Here is an 18,969-nt window from a genome sequence, read left to right as displayed (position 1 = left end):
CGCCACCCGCCGCCATCGAGCACGCGGATCTGCTTGATCAGCTGGCCGTCGCGGCAAACCAGAGGGAACGCGACCGCCGGTTGCAGCGGCGGCTGATCGTGATCAACGAGGCCGGGCCACGGACCGGGACCCACCCTCTTGGCTGGCGATGTGCAAGGCTGCGCAACCCACCCAGGGGCCACCGGCAGCCGGTGGCTCCCTCCGCGATCAAACCGGCCGGCCGAACGTTCACCGCGTCCGGGCTCCAGGAGATGCCGGTGCCGCGTGAGCTGTCCACCGAGAAGTTCGCCGCGACGGTCGACGACTTCCGGCGCGCCGCCGCGGCCGCCATCGCGGCCGGCGCCGAGATCGACGGGGCCAACGGCTACCTGGTCAACCAGTTCCTCTTCCCCAGCACCAACCAGCGCACCGACCAGTACGGGGGTTCCCTCGACAACCGCATCCGTTTCGCGGTGGAGGTCGCCACGGCCGTGTCCGACGAGATCGGCGCAGGCGGCACCGGCATCCGGATCTCCCCCGGCAACCCCTCCCAGATCAACGACCTCGCGGAGAGCGACCCGCACGAGCTCTACCCGCACCTCCTGCGCGCCCTCGCCCCCCTCGACCTCGCCTACCTGCACATAGGCCACGGCGGCGACGAGGAACTCCTGTTCACCCTCCGCGAGCCGTGGCCGACGACGCTGATCGTCAACCGGGCCGGCGCCGACATCGCCACCCGCGCCAAGGACGTCGAGAACGGTCTGGCCGACGTCGTCACCGTCGCCACCATGGCCCTCGCCAACCCCGACCTCGTCGAGCGCGTGCGCTCCGGCGCCCCCCTGAACACCCCCGACCCCAACACCTTCTACGGCGGCGGCGCGGCCGGCTACACCGACTACCCCACCCACGCCGCCTGACGAAGGACAGCCCGGCGCCCGAGGGAACCACCGACTTCGGGCGCCTCGACACGGCCAGTACTCGTAGCCGCCGGGGTCACCCGCGTGCAGGAGGCACCGGGAAGAGCATGCAGCTGCTGGTGGCGTGGGCGAGCAGACGGTCCGTCGCATCGACCAACTGCGCCTGCGCGAGGGCGGTTTGACGGCCCTTGTTGACAACCGTGCCGATGGCGCGCACCGTGCCCGTCTCCACGGTGATCTGTCGCAGGAACTTCACCGTCAGGTCGAGTGAGGTGTACGCCATGCCCTGCGGGAGGGTGGACTGAACGGCGCACCCCGCCGCCGAGTCGAGCAGGGTGGCGAAGACGCCGCCGTGCACGCTGCCGATCGGGTTGTAGTGCTCTTCGCCCGGCGTCAGGGAGAAGACCACCCTGCCGGGTTCCACCTCGTCCAAGGCGAAGTCGATGGTGTAGCTGATGGGCGCCCCCGGCAGTTGCCCCGCTTGCAGCTCGCGCAGGAAGTCGATGCCGGCCATGCGTCCGGCGGCTTCCGCGAGGATCGCGGGATCTTCCCATTGATACGTACGTGTTCGTCCCAAGACCGCGCACCTTCCCATCTGGCTTTTACGGGTGAAGCTAGCTTCCGGCTCATCTGGCTGTCAATGACGAAGCCAGGCCCTTACGATGGCGGGATGGAGTGGCTTGAGGCGAGCACGGAGAACTGCCCCGTCCAGCGCACGCTCGACGTGGTCGGAGAGAAATGGACGTTGTTGATCCTGCGTGACGCCGTCAACGGAGTCCGCCGCTTCGACGACTTCCACCGCCACATCGGCCTGTCGGAAGCCGTCCTCAGCGACCGCCTCCGGAAGCTGATCTCGGCCGGCATCCTCAAGACGGTCCCCTACCGGGAGCCCGGCAGCCGCTCCCGCAACGAGTACCGCCTGACCCCCAAGGGCTGGGACCTGTGGCCTGTCCTGATGGCCCTGAGCCAGTGGGGCGAGATGTACGCCCTCGGCGCCGAGGGCCCCGTACTGGACGTCCGCCACACCGACTGCGACGCTCCGGTCCGCGTCGTCGTCGAGTGCTCCGCGGAGCACTCCGCCCTCACCCCCAGGGAAGTCACCGCCCGGCCGGGACCTGGTGCCCGCCTCCGCTCGTGAGCCATCGCCCCCCGGTCCGCACCGCCACCACATATCAGCGGCCGAATCACCTGCTGATCATAATATTACGTGCGTCAGGCCATGAATTAAGCTGGAGTGCGAGCTAACGGCCTTAGGAGCGAACGGAGGAAGCCCGTGGTGCGCTATGCCAAGGAGCACAAGCAGGTGACGCGGCAACGGATCATCGAGAAGGCCGGCCAACGGTTCAAGCAGGACGGCCTGGACGGTTCGGGCATCTCCACGCTGATGTCGGACGCCGGGCTCACCAATGGAGCCTTCTACGCCCACTTCGCGTCCAAGGACGACCTCGTCGCCCATGTCGTGGCCGACGAACTGCGCACGCAGGTCGCGAGGTACGCCACGCTGCGGCCCGGTCGCCCGGGGCTCGAGGACCTGGTCCGCGAGTATCTGTCGCCCGAGCACCGGGACCAGCCCGGCGTCGGCTGTCCCTCCGCCGCCCTGCTCGACGAGATCGGCCGCTGCGAGGACGGGACGAAGCAGGCCTACACCGACGGTGCGCGGGAGATCGTCGATGAGATCGCCGCCCGTCTGACACCTGAGGATCCGAAGTCCGCTCGCGGCACGGCCATCGGGCTCTTCACCATGATGGTGGGGACGTTGCAGCTGTCCCGCGCCCTCTCCGACCGGAATTTCGCCGATGAGGTCCTTGAGCAGGGAATCGAGAACGCTCTCGCATTCATGAGGTGAGGAGGGATGCCTACGGCCGCCCCACGGAGTCGCCGGGAGGCTGCCGCGACCGGAACCACCATCATCGCGGATGGCAGCCCCGGACCCCGTTCTCCGCGGCGTCCGCCACTCCAGGCCGAAAGGGCCTCACGGCTCTGCGGCACCGCCCTAGGCCGAAGCGACGACCGCACTTCACGCCTATTACCGTTCGAGGAACTCGAGCGCCGTCTCCACGAACTGCCGGTGGAACTGGAAGATGCCACCGTGCCCGGCGTCGGGGTAGATCACCAACTCGCCGTTCGGCAGTCGTCGCGCCAGGTCGGCCGAGTTCTTCGACGGAACCATTCTGTCGCTGTCACCGTTTGCGACGAGCACGGGCTGGTGGATCACGGAGAGATCGTGGGGCCGCTCCAGACCCCAGCGGTGAATGGCCTTGAGCTGGTTGCTGTACGCGATGGGGGACATCGCCTTGTCCCGGTCGGCGGTGCGCTCCTTCAGGTGGGCCAAGAACTCCTTGCCGGCCCGACGCCCGTTGGCGGTACGAGTGAAGAAGAGGAACTGCTTCGGGTCCTGGAAGGTGAGCAGAGCTCGGGCGGTGTCGAGATGGGACAGCACCGTCACGTTCTTGATGCCCGCGCCACCGGCAGGACCGGTGCCGCTGAGGATCAGCTTGCGGACGAGCTGCGGGTCGGTCTGCACGATCACCTGGGCGATCATGCCGCCCATCGAGAAGCCATGGATGTCGACGTGCTCCAATCCGAGCGCCCGGATGAAGGTGCCGGCATCCTTCGCCATCTCCTGGATGGTGCGCGGGGTCGATCCGGTGGAAGCGCCGACGCCCCTGTTGTCGAACGTGATGACCCGGCGCTTGGCGGCTATGCCGTCGACGACCCGGGGGTCCCAGTTGTCGAGGACCCCGTAGAGATGGTTGAGAAAGACCACCGGCACACCGGACCGGGGACCGAGCTCGCGATAGGCGAAGGCCACTCCCCCGGCGGTGAGGGTGCGGGTCGGCGCGTTCTTGTACGACGTCACGACGTCGCCTCGTACTTCCTGCGGCTCATGCACGGTGGTGCCCTTCGGCCTGGGGGTTTCTGCGAGGGCGTCGGCCCCGCCTCCCCGGAGGGGGAGGGAGCAGCATCATTACATTATGAGCGTAATTCTATGAGCCTGCAAGACGACGCCCCGAAGGAGATGAGGTCATCGCCGAAATCGCGCATCGACCCTCCTGGCAGTCTCGACTCTTCACCTCGCCCGGCATGTCAGTCGAGGCGCTGGGCATCCACCACGGGGACTGGTTCGCCGACGGCGGCGGGGCCTTCCTCGTCCTGGTCGTGATGGATGTATGGCGCTCCATGGGCTTCTACGGCGTGCTCATCTGCGCGGGACGCTCGACATCCCCGACGAGACGATCGAGTCCGCGCGGATGGACGGCGCCACGGGACGGCGGCTGATCCGGCACATCGTCCTGCCGCTCTCCTGGCCGGCGGTGCTGTCGTCGGCCGTCTTCAGCATCAACGGCACCCTCAAGGTGTTCGACTCGGTCCTGGCCCTGACCAACGGCGGACCGGGCAGCGACACAACACCCCTGACGCTGTACATGTTCCGCACCGCGTTCTCCTACGGCGACTACGGCTACGGCAGCACCATCGCATCGCTGCTCACCGTCGTCTGCCTGGGCGTCTCCCTCATCATCTTCCGCTTCTCGCGACGCGACCTGACCAAGGGCTGAACTCCCATGACCGACACCCTGACGGCGCCTCCACGGGAACTTCTCCCCCACCGGCCGACGGCGCCCCGTCGGAAGGGCCTGCCCGCCCGGCGTCCGGTGCGGAACGCACTCGTCGCCCTGCTGCTGGTGATCGAGGTGGCGCCGCTGCTGTGGCTGATGCTGAGCTCGTTCAAGACGCAGTCCGAGTTCGTCAACGACCTCGCCGGGTCGCTTCCGAGGAGCTCTTCAACCACTACGCCCTCGGCGCGGTCGCCCAGTGGGTGCACACCACGGTCGCCGGGCTGACCGCCGCCTCACCCGGCTACCGGGACATCGTCTTCCGCCCACGACCGGGCGGCGGCATCTCCTGGGCCGGCGCCGCCCACGAGTCACCGTACGGCCGCGTGGCGATCCGATGGGAGCTGCGCGCTTCGGGCATCGAGGTGCACACGACCGTGCCCACCGGCACAAGAGCACGGATCGAGTGGCCCGATGGCGGCGTGACCATCCTGGCCACCGGTACCACCACGACCTGGCGACCGGAGCGCCACACCCAACAGCCCGCATCGCCCACCCGCCATGACTGAGCCGGGTGAGTGCGCGGACAACCGGTGGGATCAGCGTGGTCAGGCGGCGAGGAAGTCGGCCACCTGCTTGGTGAAGGCCTTGGCGTACTGGAACAGGAACGCGTGGCCGGCGCCGGTGTAGAGCACGAGGGTGGCGTTGTCGAGGTGCTGGACCGCGACGTAGGAGTTGTGGGCGGGGATCATCACGTCGTGCAGGCCGTTGGCGTAGAGGACGGGCTGCTTGATGGCCTCCAGTTCCGCCACCACCTGGTCGAAGGGGGCCGCCAGGAGAGTGGCCGCCGCGGTGAGCATGCCCTGGGCCGCCGTCTCGGAGACCGCGGGGCCGCCGTCGGCGAGCCGGGTCGAGACATGGTCGAAGTGCTCGCGCCCAGAGGCGCGGGCCGCCTCCGTCTCCGGGTAGAACAGGTACAGCATGTCCTCCAGGTCGGCGTCGGGCTTGGCCATGATGCCCAGGACCTTCTCGCTGAAGGGCGGAGCGTCGGGCACCCAGCCGGCCGGGCCGCTGCCCGCCACGACGAGCTTGCGCACCAGCTCGGGGCGCCGCACGGCCACACGCTGGGCCACGATGCCACCCAGCGACCAGCCGAGCAGGTCGGCCTGCGCCAGGCCGAGTGCGTCGATGAACTCGATGGCTCCCTGAGCGAATCCCTCGAGGGAGTCGCGCGGCTCGCCGTCGGTGTAGCCGACGCCTACGTTGTCGAACACGATCACATCGTGGTCGGCGGCCAGGTAGTCCAGGAACTCCGGGTCCCACCAGTCGATGGTTCCGCGGAAGCGGTTCAGGAGGACCAGCGGGACGCCGCCGCGCGGACCCATCCGCCGGTAGGTGAACGTCGCGGAGGGACCCTCCACGGTGAGGTCCTCGGCCTTGTCTGCCAGGTACGTGCTCATGATGTCCTTCTCCTGTTGACGGGTGTGCGTTGACATCCATGCCGATCACATCGGATGCCGCCTGCCCCAGCACAAGGGCGGCACCCTCCGGGGCCGCCATTGGATTACAATCGTAATGCTATGTGCGGGAGACAACGGGGAGCAAGCGAGTCCTCGCGATCGACCGCACTCGCGGCGCACCACGAGGGGGCGCGAGACTGGCCGGGGAAACGGGGCGGCCGCTTGCTCTGCTGTCGGCCGTCGCGGGGGTGACGACGCGCCTGCGGCTGCTGACGTCCGTACTCGTCGCGCCGTACTACCCGGCGCTGGTACTCGCCAACCAAACGGCCACCCTGGACGTCGTGTCCGGCGGCCGCCTGATCCTGGGCGTCGGCACCGGCTGGAACCCGGACGAGTTCGCCGGCGACACGCAGAACGCCGACCGCCTGACGCTCGCTTCAGCCGCGTTCCTCACTCCGCCCGGTATCCCCGCGGCGGTTCGCACCCGGGACGACCACTCGGCGGCGCCGCACCCACCGCAGCGAGCGTCGCCGACGACCTCGGGCGGCTCACCGAGGCGGGGCTCACCGCCTGCACCCTGTGGCTGCCCGTCGAGACTGGGCATGCGGGGATGGCGATGGAGTGGGTCGCGACCGAGGTCTCGCCGCAACTCACTTAGGACGTATATCGATTGACGCCAGCGCGCCTGGTCGACCGTCCACAACCGCGTCTGTCATGGGCGGGGGCGACCGGACAACTCCCCCGCGACTCCCCCCCTCTTCCGCACCGGCCACTCCAAAGGAAATGATCACGGTCATGAGCGAACGAAACCATGACGGCCGGCTCCCCCAGCTGTGGGAGGAGCACATGCGCGCGCCGTTCCCCGCAGGCTTCCGTGGAGTGGACTTCGAAGGGGTGGAGCTGATCCTGCTCGATGCGGACGTCGCCGCCCTCACCCAAAGGGAACTCAACGGCGGGCTCAACGATGAGGGCGTCGCGATCCTCTGGGCGTGCATCGCGGACCTGGACAAGATCCTGCCCCTGATCGGCGACGACTACTGCAAGACCTATTACGCGAGACTGCGGATGACGGCCGGAGTCATTGCGGAGCGATACATACCCAGCGCGATCTGACCGGCTGCTGGAATGCCATCAGTGGCTAAGGGTTGCCCCGTAACTGCTGTTCACGGCAGAGAGGATCTTGTCCGCGAGCACGTCTTCGCACGGATGAAGACCTGGAAGATCCTTCGCGACTGCCGTCTGAAAGGCGAGGGTCTCGCCGTCGCGAAGGATGCTCAGTCGAGACAGAACTCGTTGCCCTCGATGTCCTGCATCAGGATGCACGACTCGTTGTCGTCATCGGCAAGCAGTGTTCGCACGTGCACCGCACCGAGCGCGACCAGTCGTGCGCATTCGGCCTCCAGCGTGGCGAGGCGCTCTTCACCCACGAGTCCGGTTCCGACCCGCACATCGAGATGCACCCGATTCTTGACGATCTTCCCTTCGGGAACGCGCTGGAAGAGCAGGCGGGGGCCCACACCCGAGGGATCGCTGCATGCGAAGTAGACGACCTGATCCTCAGGCGGCAGCGAGCGATGGTAGTCCTCCCAAGTGGCAAACCCACTCGGGATCGGCGGTACGACGTACCCCAACACCTCGCACCAAAAGCCGGCGAGGCGCGCAGGTTCTGCGCAGTCGAAGGTGACTTGGAACTGCTTGATCGAAGACACAGGCGCACCATAACAGGGGGACCCTCTGTCGCTCATCTCCCCATAGGAATCGGCAGGTTGACGGGAGGACGGTCCTTGCGAGCCGCTGCTGCGTAGTGCGGTCGCAGGGGGCGACAAAGCGCTCTAGCCGCGCAGCCCCTTGAGGCCGTCGTAGGCGGACATGAGGATCTCCAACCCCCTGTTGTCCTCGGCGGGTTCACGCATCTGGTTGGTCACGTACGCCACCACCATCCGGGCCTCGGGCTCGATCATGACCACCGAGCCGCCCCAGCCGCCCCACCCGTAGGTGCTGCCGAACAGGCCGTAGCCCAGACCCCAGCGCACCGGCATCCCCAGTACCCGGTCGTCGCCGTTGAACTGCTCCTCCCACGCACGGTCACACCCCGCCGCCGACAGCAGCCGCGTCCCGAGCACCGCCCCTCCGCACGCCATCACGGACTGCACGAGGGCGACCGAGCGGGCGTTACCGAAGCCGCTCGCCGCGGGGATCTGCGCGCGCCGCCAGGCCAGGCTGTTGCCGTCGCGGACGCGGATGGCGGTCCCGGCGGCGTGGGCGGCGGCGTCGCTGCCGGGCGCGCTGGCCCGGTACTCCGCGTCCCGTCCCGGCGGCGGGACGGTGAGCGCCACGCGCCGATCGTGCTCGGCGGCCAGCCCGATATGAAAGTCGGCCCCCAGCGCCCCGGCCACCTCGTCGGCGAAGAACTCACCCACGCTCCGCCCGCTGATCCGCCACACCACTTCACCCACCAGGAACCCCTGGGTGAGCGAGTGATACCCGGCCGCACTGCCCGGCTCCCACTGCGGAGCCTTCGCCACGAGCCGCGCCGTGGCGGACGGCCAGTCGTAGAGCTCCTCGACGGTCCCGTCCCAGTCGGGCAGGCCCGCGGTGTGCGAGAGCAGATGGCGGACCAGGACCTCCTCCTTGCCGGCCGCGGCGAACTCCGGCCAGTACCGGGCCACCGGCGCGTCCAGGTCGAGGTCACCCCGGTCGGCCAGAACCAGCGCGCACAACGCGGTCATCGTCTTGGTGACGGACCAGACATTGACGATCGTGTCCCGCTCCCACGGCACCGTACGCTCCGCGTCGGCGAACCCGCCCCACACGTCCACGACGGGCTCCCCGCCCACGAACACCGCCACCGACCCACCCACGTCCCCGCCGTCCAGCAACGCGCCGAGCGCAGTGGGCACCGCGGTGAACAGTTCGTCGTACGAGCCCTGGATGTCAGCCATGGGTGGCATTAGCCCGCATCGGCGTGGCGGGCGGCAACCCAATATCGGCCGGCGACCGTCCCCGGTACCGGTCCCGCATCTCCGCCTCGCCGTACTCGCCCGTCTTGTGGCTTGGTGGCGTACCGGGCACCTGTCTCCTCGAACGGCACGTCGTCACGCCGGAAGGCGGCGGCACGTGCCATGTGCCGCCGCCTTCCGGGATGTCTCAGGCCTGCACGAGCACGGTGCACCAGACCTCGTTCTTGTCACCGACGCCGCAGTCGGCGATCTCGCCGCTCCGGATCTTCGTCCAGACACCCTTCTTCCGCCAGTGCCAGGTACCGACCCGCGAGAACCGCTCGTGGTACCCGCGGGTGGCGAACGTGAAGGCGTCGACGTCCTGGCCGGTGCCGTTACCGCCCCGCGTTCCGTTGCCGAACGACTCCTGCTTGCACTTGGCGTGCTTGAACTCGCTCCCGGTGCCGCCGTCCCAGTTCCACACGTCGCAGTAGTGCGGGCCCTCGCCGAGACTCATCGTGTAGTGCATCGTGCCGCCGGTCCTGTTCTTCACCGCGCCGCACAGGGGACCCACGCACCCGTCCGCGGAGGCGGTCGTCGCCCCCGCGACGACTGCTCCGGACGCCATGAAGGCGGTGGCAACGATGGAGACCACCGTTCGGTTCGCTCGGGACATCATGTTGCGCATGCGGTTCCATTCTCTTGTTGCGTCGGCTAGGCCATGCCTCGCGCTACTGCCGGCAGGGTGGGTGGCAACGCCCCTCCCTGGGAGCCCTGCGCGGGCCGGCGTCGGTGCTCTGTGCGGCCCGCAGCGCCTGCCGCGATCCGCCTGACGGCACGTGAGGTGAGGATCTACGGTGAACCTTGCGAAAACCTTGTGACGGCCGTCCTGCGACGGCCCCGGAGCGAATGACGGAGGGCCGTTGGAATCCCGGCTCCTGCTCGGCGGACGTAGAACCCCGCCACCGGCTGGTCGTTCCACCGCCCGTCCCACGTGAGGCACCATGAACCTGCACCTACTCGGACCCTTGGAACTGCGCGTCGCGGGGTGCGTGGTCGACACGGGGCAGCCGCGTCGTCGAGCGGTCCTCGCAGCGCTGGCGGCCGATACCGGCCGACCGGTCCCCGTGAACACGTTGGTGGATCGCGTCTGGGACACCGCCGCGCCCGATGGGGCCCGGTCGGTCCTCTATTCGCACATCAGCCGTCTGCGGCGGCTCCTTGACGACGCGGTATCCGCGGCAGGCGGTGGTGAGGCGGAGATGCCCCAGCCACCGCTCCGCATCCGCAGGGGTTCCGGTGGATACGTGCTGGAGGCGGACGAGCACGCCGTCGACCTGCTCCGTTTCCGCTCGCTCGTCGTGCAAGGGCGCGAGCCGCAGCTGTCCGACACACGCCGCGCGCACGTCCTGGAGGAGGCACTGCGGCTGTGGCGCGGTGTGCCGTTGGCGGGGGTGCCGGGGGCGTGGGCGGAGCGCACGCGGACCGCGTGGACGCAGGAACGTGTCGAGGCTGCGCTCGCCTGGGCCCGCGTACTGCTGCGGCAGGAAAGGCCCGAGGAAGTTCTCACCATCCTGCAGCCCTTGCAGGCGGAGCACCCGCTGTGCGAGCCGCTCGCCGTGGCGGTGATCCGGAGCCTGGCCACCGCCGGAAGAACGGCCGAGGCAGTGCACACGTACACCGGGATCCGCCGGCAGCTCCGCGCCGAGCTGGGCGTGGTCCCGGGCCGTGAACTGCAGGCGGTGTACGAGGAGATGCTGCGCGGCACCGGACGGGAGGAGTCGCCGGGTGCGGGATCCGAGGCGGTCGCTGTCAGTACGGCCGTCCCGACCCTGGTCCCGATTCCCGCCCAACTCCCCATGGCCGTACGGCCCTTCCACGGGAGAGAGGAGCAACTGGCCGAGCTCACGCGGTGCCTGGTCGCCACGGACGGTCCGGAGGGTGGGGAGTGCGGGGCGGCGGTGCTCGTCTCCGCCGTCTCCGGCACCGCGGGCGTGGGCAAGACCGCGCTGGCGGTGCACTGGGCGCACCAGGTGCGTGAGGTCTTCCCCGACGGACAGCTCTACGTCGATCTCCGAGGCTATGATCCGGATGAGCCGGTCTCCGCCGCTCAGGCCCTCGCCGGGTTCCTCACCGCGCTGGGCGTGCCCGGCCAGGAGATACCGCTGCGGCTCAACGACCGGGCGGCGCGCTACCGCACAGCGGTCGACGGACGGCGTCTGCTCGTCCTCCTCGACAATGCCGCCTCCGCGGCGCAGGTGCGCCCGTTGTTGCCCGGGAGCCCGACGTGCAAAGTGGTGATCACGAGCCGGGACTCGCTGTCGTCCCTGGTGACGGTGCACGGGGCGAACCGAGTGGTCCTGGACGTCCTCTCCCCGCACGAGGGACTGGCCCTGCTGCGCGCCCTGATCGGGCCGCGCGTCGACACGGACCACGCGGCCGCGTCCGCTCTGGCCGAGCAGTGCGGGTGGCTGCCCCTGGCCCTGCGGGTGGCGGCCGAACTGGTGGTGTCACGTCCCCTGGATTCCCTGGCCCAGCTGGTGGAGGAGCTGCGGGACCATCGGCGCCGGCTGGATCTGCTGGATTCCGACGACGGAGATCCCCGGGCTGCCGTGCGGTCCGTCTTCTCCTGGTCCTACGACCGCCTTCCCGAGCATGAGGCGCGCCTGTTCAGGCTGCTGGGCCTGCACCCGGGGCCCGATGTGGACGTGCACTCGGCCGCCGCCCTGGCCGGCGAGCCCGTGGAACGGACGCGGCGGTCCTTGGACGTCCTGGCCCGTGCGCACCTGGTGCATCGGACCGGGCCCGGCCGCCATGGCATGCACGACCTGCTGCGTGCCTACGCCGCGGAGCTCGCGAGCCGGTACGAGGGGGCGGTGGAGCGGGACGCCGCCGTGACCCGTCTGCTGGACCACTGTCTGGCGGCGTCGGCGGTGGCCATGGATGTGCTGTATCCCGCCGAACGGCATCTGCGTCCCGCCGTCGAGGTGCCCGACACCGGTCTGCCGCCGCTGCGTACGGCCGACGAGTGCCGCGCGTGGCTGCGCGCCGCGCAGCACACGCTGGTGGTGCTGTGTTCCAGGACCGAGGAGCCCGGGCCGTCCCGGCACACCGTGCGGCTCGCCACCACGCTCCACCGCCATTACGAGCGCTCGGGGCATTTCGCCGACGCGCTGACCGTTCACACGCACGCCGTGCGGGCGGCCCGTGCGGTGGGAGACGCCCGTGGTGAGGTCGATGTCCTCGCTTGTGTCGGCGCGGTACACCGGCGGCTCGGAGACTACGAGACCGCTCACCAGCACCACGCGGACGCGCTGTCGCTGTGCCGGCGGGTCGGGTATCGGACCGGGGAGGCGCGTCATCTCACCAATGTGGGCGTGCTGCACGAGTTGCAGGGCCGGTACGGGGAGGCCGCCGAGCACCATGAGAGGGCGGTCGAGCTGTTTCGCGCGGTCGGTGATGCCCACGGTGAGGCCGACGTGCTGAACAACCTCGGCATCGTACGGGAGTTGCTGGAGGACTACCCGGCGTCGATCGAGCGGTATCAGCAGGCGTTGGCACTGTACCGGCAGACGGGCCATACCTTCGGGGAGGCCAGCGCCCTCGGGAACCTGGGGATCGTACTGGCGCGGCTGGGCGACCACTCGGCCGCGGCCGGGCGCTTCGAGCGGGCGCTCGCTCTCTTCCGGCGGCTCGGGCACACCGGCGGAGAGGCACACGCGTTGTCCAACCTCGGGAACGCGCTGTGCCGTCAGGGCAGGTACGAGGAGGCCGCCGAGCATCAGCACCAGGCCCTGGTCCACTTCCGGCGGACCGGGGAACCGTATGGGGAGGCGGGCGCCCTCAACGGCCTGGGCGAGGCTCTGCACGGCACCGGACGGCACGCCGAGGCCCTGGAAGCTCACGCATCCGCGCTGGAAGTGGCCCGTGGAATCGGGGAACAGGAGGAACAGGCCCGCGCCCACATCGGTACGGCCCTCGTCCGGCAGGGCAGGGGGGAGCGGGCGCACGCCATCGATCACCTTCACCAGGCGCTGTCCCTCTACACCGCCCTGGGCTCTCCACGCGCGAAAGAGGCGCGCAAGATTCTCCTCTCCGTGTCGGCCGGGTAGACGGCGCACGCCGAGGGCATGCCCACCGCACATGTCAAGCTGCTGCCCCCTCATGAGATGAAGGAGCCCCGCCGTGAACCTTCGCCACCTCGCCGCCGCCGCGCTCGCGTTACTGGCCCTGACCGGCTGCTCGTCACACGACGACGAAGCCGAGCGGGCCACTTCACCGGCTGACGGCGCACGCCAGGCCGTCGACGACTACGTCACCGCTCTCAACGCACGCAGCGCGACCAGCCTCATCCGGATCGGCGGCGTGAAAGACGAGCCCTGGTCGCGACGAGAAGCAGCGAAGATCCTCACCGACAAAGGCGGCCGAGGATGGAAGATCAGCGATCTCGAGATCGACCACGACATGGGCCCCGACACCGGCAGCGCCCATCTCGCCGCCACGGACAAGGCGGGCAAGCCCATGAACGACACCTTCACGGTGACCCGGGACAAGGGAACCTGGCACCTCGCCGTCTTCACCGGCCAGCCCACCCCGCCCGGCAAAACGCCGGCGTCAACCGGCACATCGGCTGCCTCCTAGGGGCTGCCCGACGGCGTCCGACGGCTCCTTAATGGGCCGACTCCCCGGACGCCATCCGATGCCCGACGCCAAACCCGCCACGAGGAAGAGCACGAGGGAAAGGACAGGCCCCAGCCACTCCGCGAGCCCGATCGTGCCGCGCTTCACGAAGCCGTGAGGAGGGCAGGCTTGAGCACCTCCTGACACCACTGACGAAAGCCGGTGGGGGCGGCCGAGGCCAGGGACTTCTGCTCGGCGTCGTAGATGCCGTCGTTCTGGGCGGCGGCCATGTCGACCAGGCCCTGCGCCCAGGCGTCGCTCATGCCGTACCGCATCATCGTCGCCTTGTATGCCAGTTCGTCGACCTGCTGGAAGCGAACCGGCCGCTCCAGCACCTCGGTCAGGACCTGCGCCATCTCATCGGGGGACAACGTGTCGCCGATCACCGGGACGGTGCCCTGCCCGCTCCAGGAGCCGTCCCCGAGCAGACCGGCGGCGGCCGCGGCGATGTCACGGGTGGCGACAGTCGCCAGCGGGCGGTCCGCCGAGTTCGCCAGGAAGAACATCCCCTGCGCCTTGATCGCCTCGACCTGGTTGAGAAGGTTCTCCATGAAGAACGGCATGGCCAGGGCCCGGTAGTTCACCCCGGCGCGCTCGATCATGTCGTCCATCGCGAACGCTGGTGACAGCAGCCCGGCGTGCTCGCCGTAGGCGCGGCCCAGGCTGGTGACGCCGACGACGCGCTCAACGCCCTGAGTCCTGAAGGCGTCGCAGGCCGGGCGGGTGAAGTCGAGGTAGTGGTCCAGGATGTCGTCGGCGCCAGGGTTCGGCGGGACCAGCCACAGGACACTGTCGGCGCCCTTGAACGCCTTGGCGAGGATCTCGGGGTCACTGTGCGAGCCCTGCACGACCTCGACCCGCTCACGCGTACGCGGAGCCAGTCGGGCGGAATCGCGGGCGATCACACGGACCGGATGACCGCTGTCGAGCAGTGTGTCGAGGACCTGGTGGCCGATCTGGCCGGTGGGAGCGGTAATGACGATCACGGCAGCCTCCTGTAGTGGGACGGTTTCGGTGCGGGGCGCCGTGCCGGATCATCGGCTCTCGCCCACCCCTGTTTCCACTGTTAACGGTGTCACGTTTCCGATGATTCGGCAAACCGCTAACAGTGAGCCGTTATCATTGGAAACCATGGAGACCGACCGCTCCGCTTCGGCGGAGAGCAACCGTGAACGGATCATCACCGCCGCCTCCCGGCTTCTCGCCGACGGCGGACGCGAAGCGGTGTCGACCCGCGCGGTCAGCGCCGCGGCAGGCGTCCAGGCGCCGACCATCTACCGGCTCTTCGGCGACAAGCAGGGCCTGCTCGACGCGGTCGCCTCACACGGCTTCGCCACCCATATCGGCGCGAAGGCCGGCCTTGAGCCCACAGGTGATCCGGTCGAGGACCTGCGCACCGGCTGGAACCTCAACCTGGAATTCGGCCTCGCCAACCCGGCCCTGTACACCCTCATGTACGCCGAGCCAAGCCCCGGCGCCCTGTCTCCCGCCGCCTCGACCGCGCTGGAAATCCTCGGTTCCCACATCCACCGGATCGCCGAGGCAGGCCGACTGCGGATCGACGAGGCGCGCGCCACCCAGCTGGTCCACGCCGTCGGCGGCGGCACCACCCTCACCCTCATCGCCACCCCCGAGGACTGCCGGGACCTCACCGTGTCCCACCTGGCCAGGGAAGCGGTCATCGCCGCGATCACGACCGACGCTCCCGCCACGGAGACGCCAGGTCCCGCCGGCGCAGCGCTTGCTCTGCGTGCCCTGCTCCCGCGGACCAGTGCGCTGACCGCGGGCGAGCACGGCCTGCTCACCGAGCTGCTCGACCGCATCGCCAAAGACATGTAATGCGTCTCCGGTTCAGGCCACAGGGGGACGAGGGGCGCGCCGGTGCCACCGGCGGCTAGCCGTGCAGGTGACGCCGGAGAGCGGGTGTCGGTGAGTTCTGGCATCGGTTCTCGATCGAGACGCCGGGGATGTGGGCGAGAACCGAGAGCATCGTGTCCGCGTGTTGGTGATCAGCGGCACAGTCCGAGCCGCGGGTCCGAGAGCGGAGTCGGTGCTGTGGCGGAAGTGGCGAAGGATCTCCAAGATGCCGGGTCGGAGACCACCGAGCCGAACGAGGGTCGCTCACGTCAGCGATAGCGCCACCCCCGTTGTGCTGGATGGGGCCGGTGGGCACAGTTCAGCGCGCCAGGTCCGCCAGCACGCGCCGGGCGACGGCGCGGAACTCCGTGTCGTTGTGAATGATCTCGGTCTGGACACCTGAGCCCACGATGCGGCGTTCCCCGTCGGCGAGCATCTGCACACGGTCGAGTTGGGTGGGGGTGAACGCGGCGGGGCCGAGGGTGGCGAGGGCCTCGAGCGCGGCCAACGCGGAGTTCAGGTACGCGCCTGGCGCGGCTGAGGGGAGGATGCGGTCGACAAGCTCGGTGAGCGTGACACCGGCGGGGCGGTCACTTCCCGGGTGCGCGGCCACCAGTGCCCGCGCGGCGGCTACGACCGTGTCCGGTCGGTCGAGCATCGGCACCAGGTGAGGGGTGACCGGCCGCGCGGCGGGACCGAGGAGAACGGCGACCTCGGCCGCGCGGTTCGCGGCTTGGTGGCCCCATGGTCTGGTTGCCCAGGTCAGGCCCTCCAGGACCATGGGCAGTACGATCCCCTGATCACCAGTCAGCTTCCATATCGCAGCAGCCGCCGCCAGCCCCGTTCGGACTGCGGGGATGGTGGTCCGGCTCTCCGCCGGTTCGGCCAGCAGCGCCTGGAGGTGGGGAACGAGCGGGCGGGCATGTTCGCCGAGTGAGACGGCGGCTTGGGCACACTGCTCGCGCGTACCGCTCTGCTCGCTGAGCGCCGTCCCCAGGACGGCGACCAAGGGTCCGGCGTCGTCCGTCAGTGTGTGGAGCGCGGTCGCGGCCGCCTGGCGGTTCGGCCGGGGGCCGTCCTCGGCGCAGGCTCGCAGGGCGGTGACCACTCCTGGGTCGAGCTTCGCGTCGGCGACCGCGGCGAGCGCCCGGCTGACCGGGACGGGGTGATGCGGCAGAGCGTCCACCAACTCGGGTATCGCGGCCCGAGCAGAGGGCCCCCAACCCGCCAGGAGACCGGCGAGATAAACCGGCTCGTTGACGGTCGCGAGGCCGCCCGCCAGCAGCGACTGGCGCTTGCGCTGTGTCGCGGCTTCGGCTGTCACAGCGGCCAGCCGTGTGCGGACAGTGTCGAGCAACGCCGGTGTGCACGGCAGTGGAGCCGGGGGGAGTTGCGTGGTGCGCTGGAAGGCGGCCTTCAGAGTGTGCGGCCGGTCCGTCAGCCGTCGCGCGAGGAGATCCGCCGCCTCGGGCGCGCCCAGCGACACCAGGGTTGCCAGGGCACGGTCGGCCGATTCACTCGTTCCCTCCGCGAGGCGGATCAGTGCCGGGACCGCCTGCGGGGCGGGCTCGGCCCAGTCGCGCAGCGCGGTGATGACGTTGTCTGCGGTGGCCGGAGTGTCCAACAGCGGCAGCATCGCCGGCAGCAACCGCGCCGGTGCCGTCCTTGAGCGCAGGGCGAGCGACGCGGCCGCCCAGGTCGCCTCTGCGACCGTCGTCCGGGGATCCGTGTCGGCGCGTACGGCCTCCACCGCGCGTTCCAGCGCCGAGACGACAACCTCGATCGCCGCCTCCAGGTCGCCACGCTCGTACAGGCCGATGACGAGGTCCTTGAGCGGCTCCCGTTGCCACTGGCCGCCTGCGGTGTGCGGCTCCAGTGGCGACAGCCCCGCTACGACGGCGGCCAACTGCCTGTCCCAGGGGCGACCGGTGTCCACACAGGCCAGGAGCGCTGCCACGCGCACCGGTGCGGGCTCCGTAGCGCGCAAGGCGGCCGCGCACAGCTCCTCGGCCGCCTCCCGGTCGACCAGTACGAACGCGGTCAGCACGTCCGCACGCACCACCGGATCGGTTTCCGCCTCCCAGCATTGCCGCAACGCCGCCTTGGCGGCCGGTCCCGCCGCCCACCCGCACTGGGCCACCGCCCAGGCCGCGCACTGCCGCACCTCGGGGGCGGCGTCCGACAGCAAGGGCAGCATCAGCGGCAGCTGCGCGACGACGGCCGCACGCGCCGCACCCGGCTGGTCCAGGCCCGAGTCGTCCGTGCTCTCGGCGATGGCACCCAACATGCCGAGCAGCTCTGCACGGCGGATACCAGCCGACGCGAGACGGGCCAGAAAGGGAACAGCCGGCACCGTGGCCTCGTACACCGTGCCCTGGTGCACGATGCTGCTCCACAGCTCCTGCTCGGCCTCCGCCGCGGCCTCGTCGTCCGCGGCCGTCAACGCGCGCAGCAGACCGGGTACATCATCAGCGGGACCATAGGCATGGTGCAGTTCCGGCCAGGCAACCCGGTCGAGGTCTGCAAACGCGGCAGCAAGATCCATGAGGCGGATCCTGTCACATGGGTCCGACAGCGCCACACGGGACGTTTCTTCGCCGAGTGGTACCCGAGACATCGCAAGCGGCTGGGAGAGGGGGCGATTTCCGGTGACGACGGCAGCTGGGACCGGTAGGGTTGTGATCTTCGGTTGGCGGAAGCCACCCGGAGTCCTTGAAGGCCGTGCCGACAACGATGAACCTCGACGACAGTCCCGTACGACTCCGACTCGACCGTGCTCTGGACTGCTTGGCCGTCACCTTTCGCGGTATGACCGCCCACAGCGACGAGACCCAGTGTGACTGCCACTGGGGCAGCGAAGAAGAACTCGCGCTGTTGAAGACCCCGGACGTGGAGCTCGATCCGGACCTTCTGCGTCGTACGTGGAATGCCCCCGACTGGAACGACCACGGCGCTGTGCTGCGCCGTATCCTGCCTCAATTCGCCAGAGCTCTGGTCAACGGCCACATGGAGCCCATGTTCGGCATGGCCGAGGTCGGACGTTCGTTCTCTCGGGGCGACTGGCAGCAGTGGCCCGCGCACCAAAGCGCGGCGGTATGGGAGTTCCTGCATGCCTGGTGGGCTCACATCCTCACCGAACCGGCTCCCGCTGTCCCCGTGTATGAGGTCCTCGCGCTGTGCACCGAGGCATCCGCCACGCTCAGCCCGTGGCTCAGCACCTGGGAGGCGCTCGATCACCCGGTCGCCGACCAGCACCTGGCCGAAGCGGCTGCCCACTGGGAGTACGACCTGCTGGGAGACCAACTTCCATGGGACCCGTGGGACGACACAGATACCCTGCGCACCGAGCTCGCGGCCTGGCTGGTCCGCCACGCCCTCGCACGGCTGCAAGCCCAGGACGTACCCGAGGAACTGCTCCACCGGATACGGCTGCTTGGACTCACCGGTCCCGCTCGCTGGGAGGACCCGCACTGGCCCAACCACCGCTACTGAGCTCGTTTCGTGTGCCGCCGCCTACCCGAGTAGCAAGAGGCATCTGAATGTGCGCTCGCGGCTGCTGATCGCCGTGCTCGCGATTGCCGAC

General features: G+C 69.5%; 21 protein-coding genes and 1 pseudogene. 14 read left to right on the top strand and 8 right to left on the bottom strand.

From position 1 onward, the window contains the following. Nucleotides 1-191 precede the first annotated feature (191 nt). Nucleotides 192-896 (top strand): oxidoreductase, encoded by a 705-nt coding sequence (locus tag ACZ7L0_RS20455; protein WP_471243886.1) that lies wholly within the window; start codon nucleotides 192-194, stop codon nucleotides 894-896. 76 nt (nucleotides 897-972) lie between these two features. Here the strand turns inward: ACZ7L0_RS20455 and ACZ7L0_RS20450 are convergent, their stop codons facing one another. Continuing rightward, complete coding sequence (locus tag ACZ7L0_RS20450) at nucleotides 973-1,473, bottom strand: PaaI family thioesterase (protein ID WP_471243885.1); 501 nt, start codon at nucleotides 1,471-1,473, stop codon at nucleotides 973-975. A gap of 93 nt (nucleotides 1,474-1,566) precedes the next feature. Between ACZ7L0_RS20450 and ACZ7L0_RS20445 the strand changes: the two genes are divergently transcribed. Together ACZ7L0_RS20445 and ACZ7L0_RS20440 are read left to right on the top strand one after the other, a co-directional pair. Continuing rightward, nucleotides 1,567-2,034, top strand: a complete 468-nt coding sequence (locus tag ACZ7L0_RS20445; RefSeq protein WP_471243884.1) for a winged helix-turn-helix transcriptional regulator — start codon at nucleotides 1,567-1,569, stop codon at nucleotides 2,032-2,034. 135 nt (nucleotides 2,035-2,169) lie between these two features. Then, nucleotides 2,170-2,742 carry a TetR/AcrR family transcriptional regulator gene (locus ACZ7L0_RS20440; RefSeq protein WP_471243883.1) on the top strand — a complete coding sequence of 191 codons (573 nt, stop codon included), beginning with the start codon at nucleotides 2,170-2,172 and terminating at the stop codon, nucleotides 2,740-2,742. Nucleotides 2,743-2,922: 180 nt separating this feature from the next. Here ACZ7L0_RS20440 and ACZ7L0_RS20435 read toward each other — a convergent pair whose 3' ends face one another. Next, entirely contained in the window at nucleotides 2,923-3,789 is an 867-nt protein-coding gene (locus ACZ7L0_RS20435; RefSeq protein WP_471243882.1) for an alpha/beta fold hydrolase, read from the bottom strand. Nucleotides 3,790-3,980: 191 nt separating this feature from the next. On the opposite strand from ACZ7L0_RS20435, the gene ACZ7L0_RS20430 reads away from it, so the two are divergent. Genes ACZ7L0_RS20430 through ACZ7L0_RS20415 form a run of 4 tightly spaced genes read left to right on the top strand, consistent with a single transcriptional unit; the run spans nucleotide 3,981 to nucleotide 5,019 of the window. Then, nucleotides 3,981-4,175 (top strand): hypothetical protein, encoded by a 195-nt coding sequence (locus ACZ7L0_RS20430; RefSeq protein ID WP_471243881.1) that lies wholly within the window; start codon nucleotides 3,981-3,983, stop codon nucleotides 4,173-4,175. Beyond that, nucleotides 4,148-4,453, top strand: coding sequence for a carbohydrate ABC transporter permease (locus ACZ7L0_RS20425; protein WP_471243880.1), 306 nt, complete (start codon nucleotides 4,148-4,150; stop codon nucleotides 4,451-4,453). Before ACZ7L0_RS20430 ends, ACZ7L0_RS20425 begins: the two co-directional genes overlap by 28 nt. Before the next feature lie 6 nt (nucleotides 4,454-4,459). Beyond that, the gene (locus tag ACZ7L0_RS20420) at nucleotides 4,460-4,738 is read left to right on the top strand and encodes a hypothetical protein (protein ID WP_471243879.1); all 279 of its coding nucleotides are present in this window, start codon (nucleotides 4,460-4,462) and stop codon (nucleotides 4,736-4,738) included. After that, nucleotides 4,714-5,019: an alpha-L-rhamnosidase C-terminal domain-containing protein gene (locus tag ACZ7L0_RS20415; protein ID WP_471243878.1), complete on the top strand. Its 306-nt coding sequence runs from the start codon at nucleotides 4,714-4,716 to the stop codon at nucleotides 5,017-5,019. Before ACZ7L0_RS20420 ends, ACZ7L0_RS20415 begins: the two co-directional genes overlap by 25 nt. A 39-nt stretch (nucleotides 5,020-5,058) precedes the next feature. Here ACZ7L0_RS20415 and ACZ7L0_RS20410 read toward each other — a convergent pair whose 3' ends face one another. Next, a complete protein-coding gene (locus tag ACZ7L0_RS20410; protein WP_471243877.1) occupies nucleotides 5,059-5,910 on the bottom strand; it encodes an alpha/beta fold hydrolase in 852 nt (283 codons plus the stop codon). A gap of 122 nt (nucleotides 5,911-6,032) precedes the next feature. Between ACZ7L0_RS20410 and ACZ7L0_RS20405 the strand changes: the two genes are divergently transcribed. Then, nucleotides 6,033-6,584 (top strand): LLM class flavin-dependent oxidoreductase, encoded by a 552-nt coding sequence (locus ACZ7L0_RS20405; RefSeq protein ID WP_471243876.1) that lies wholly within the window; start codon nucleotides 6,033-6,035, stop codon nucleotides 6,582-6,584. A gap of 121 nt (nucleotides 6,585-6,705) precedes the next feature. After that, nucleotides 6,706-7,023, top strand: a complete 318-nt coding sequence (locus tag ACZ7L0_RS20400) for a hypothetical protein (RefSeq protein ID WP_471243875.1) — start codon at nucleotides 6,706-6,708, stop codon at nucleotides 7,021-7,023. A gap of 161 nt (nucleotides 7,024-7,184) precedes the next feature. Here ACZ7L0_RS20400 and ACZ7L0_RS20395 read toward each other — a convergent pair whose 3' ends face one another. The 3 genes from ACZ7L0_RS20395 to ACZ7L0_RS20385 form a co-directional block, all read right to left on the bottom strand. Further along, nucleotides 7,185-7,619, bottom strand: coding sequence for a VOC family protein (locus ACZ7L0_RS20395; RefSeq protein ID WP_471243874.1), 435 nt, complete (start codon nucleotides 7,617-7,619; stop codon nucleotides 7,185-7,187). A gap of 123 nt (nucleotides 7,620-7,742) precedes the next feature. Then, nucleotides 7,743-8,852: a serine hydrolase domain-containing protein gene (locus ACZ7L0_RS20390; protein WP_471243873.1), complete on the bottom strand. Its 1,110-nt coding sequence runs from the start codon at nucleotides 8,850-8,852 to the stop codon at nucleotides 7,743-7,745. A 205-nt stretch (nucleotides 8,853-9,057) separates the two neighbouring features. After that, the gene (locus ACZ7L0_RS20385) at nucleotides 9,058-9,537 is read right to left on the bottom strand and encodes a hypothetical protein (RefSeq protein WP_471243872.1); all 480 of its coding nucleotides are present in this window, start codon (nucleotides 9,535-9,537) and stop codon (nucleotides 9,058-9,060) included. 316 nt (nucleotides 9,538-9,853) lie between these two features. Between ACZ7L0_RS20385 and ACZ7L0_RS20380 the strand changes: the two are divergent. The 3 genes and pseudogenes from ACZ7L0_RS20380 to ACZ7L0_RS20370 form a co-directional block, all read left to right on the top strand. Further along, nucleotides 9,854-10,069: pseudogene (locus ACZ7L0_RS20380) on the top strand (AfsR/SARP family transcriptional regulator); the annotation flags it as partial. 42 nt (nucleotides 10,070-10,111) lie between these two features. After that, complete coding sequence (locus ACZ7L0_RS20375) at nucleotides 10,112-12,961, top strand: ATP-binding protein (protein ID WP_471244003.1); 2,850 nt, start codon at nucleotides 10,112-10,114, stop codon at nucleotides 12,959-12,961. 73 nt (nucleotides 12,962-13,034) lie between these two features. After that, nucleotides 13,035-13,490, top strand: a complete 456-nt coding sequence (locus ACZ7L0_RS20370) for a hypothetical protein (protein WP_471243871.1) — start codon at nucleotides 13,035-13,037, stop codon at nucleotides 13,488-13,490. A 143-nt stretch (nucleotides 13,491-13,633) separates the two neighbouring features. Here the strand turns inward: ACZ7L0_RS20370 and ACZ7L0_RS20365 are convergent, their stop codons facing one another. Then, entirely contained in the window at nucleotides 13,634-14,515 is an 882-nt protein-coding gene (locus ACZ7L0_RS20365) for an NmrA family NAD(P)-binding protein (RefSeq protein ID WP_471243870.1), read from the bottom strand. Between the two features lie 145 nt (nucleotides 14,516-14,660). Here ACZ7L0_RS20365 and ACZ7L0_RS20360 point away from each other — a divergent pair, with 145 nt between their 5' ends. Next, complete coding sequence (locus ACZ7L0_RS20360) at nucleotides 14,661-15,368, top strand: TetR/AcrR family transcriptional regulator (RefSeq protein ID WP_471243869.1); 708 nt, start codon at nucleotides 14,661-14,663, stop codon at nucleotides 15,366-15,368. Nucleotides 15,369-15,705: 337 nt separating this feature from the next. On the opposite strand, the gene ACZ7L0_RS20355 is transcribed toward ACZ7L0_RS20360, so the two are convergent. Continuing rightward, nucleotides 15,706-17,931: a HEAT repeat domain-containing protein gene (locus ACZ7L0_RS20355; protein WP_471243868.1), complete on the bottom strand. Its 2,226-nt coding sequence runs from the start codon at nucleotides 17,929-17,931 to the stop codon at nucleotides 15,706-15,708. Between the two features lie 188 nt (nucleotides 17,932-18,119). Here ACZ7L0_RS20355 and ACZ7L0_RS20350 point away from each other — a divergent pair, with 188 nt between their 5' ends. Continuing rightward, on the top strand, nucleotides 18,120-18,878 hold the full coding sequence (locus ACZ7L0_RS20350; RefSeq protein WP_471244002.1) for a hypothetical protein: 759 nt from the start codon (nucleotides 18,120-18,122) through the stop codon (nucleotides 18,876-18,878). The last annotated feature ends 91 nt before the right edge of the window (nucleotides 18,879-18,969 follow it).

The organism is Streptomyces sp. NPDC039424 (genome assembly GCF_055639495.1).
The sequence above is the reverse complement of the archived record's forward strand: the minus strand, read 5'-3'. Positions and strand labels throughout refer to the sequence as shown.

What these genes read in the sequence shown, in the direction of transcription:
- ACZ7L0_RS20420 (WP_471243879.1), top strand. Translation starts at nt 4,460, where the DNA reads ATGACCGACACCCTGACGGCGCCTCCACGGGAACTTCTCCCCCACCGG.
- ACZ7L0_RS20350 (WP_471244002.1), top strand. Translation starts at nt 18,120, where the DNA reads ATGAACCTCGACGACAGTCCCGTACGACTCCGACTCGACCGTGCTCTG.
- ACZ7L0_RS20410 (WP_471243877.1), bottom strand. Translation starts at nt 5,910, where the DNA reads ATGAGCACGTACCTGGCAGACAAGGCCGAGGACCTCACCGTGGAGGGT.
- ACZ7L0_RS20430 (WP_471243881.1), top strand. Translation starts at nt 3,981, where the DNA reads ATGTCAGTCGAGGCGCTGGGCATCCACCACGGGGACTGGTTCGCCGAC.
- ACZ7L0_RS20375 (WP_471244003.1), top strand. Translation starts at nt 10,112, where the DNA reads ATGCCCCAGCCACCGCTCCGCATCCGCAGGGGTTCCGGTGGATACGTG.
- ACZ7L0_RS20355 (WP_471243868.1), bottom strand. Translation starts at nt 17,931, where the DNA reads ATGGATCTTGCTGCCGCGTTTGCAGACCTCGACCGGGTTGCCTGGCCG.
- ACZ7L0_RS20425 (WP_471243880.1), top strand. Translation starts at nt 4,148, where the DNA reads ATGGACGGCGCCACGGGACGGCGGCTGATCCGGCACATCGTCCTGCCG.
- ACZ7L0_RS20400 (WP_471243875.1), top strand. Translation starts at nt 6,706, where the DNA reads ATGAGCGAACGAAACCATGACGGCCGGCTCCCCCAGCTGTGGGAGGAG.
- ACZ7L0_RS20445 (WP_471243884.1), top strand. Translation starts at nt 1,567, where the DNA reads ATGGAGTGGCTTGAGGCGAGCACGGAGAACTGCCCCGTCCAGCGCACG.
- ACZ7L0_RS20390 (WP_471243873.1), bottom strand. Translation starts at nt 8,852, where the DNA reads ATGGCTGACATCCAGGGCTCGTACGACGAACTGTTCACCGCGGTGCCC.
- ACZ7L0_RS20360 (WP_471243869.1), top strand. Translation starts at nt 14,661, where the DNA reads ATGGAGACCGACCGCTCCGCTTCGGCGGAGAGCAACCGTGAACGGATC.
- ACZ7L0_RS20385 (WP_471243872.1), bottom strand. Translation starts at nt 9,537, where the DNA reads ATGCGCAACATGATGTCCCGAGCGAACCGAACGGTGGTCTCCATCGTT.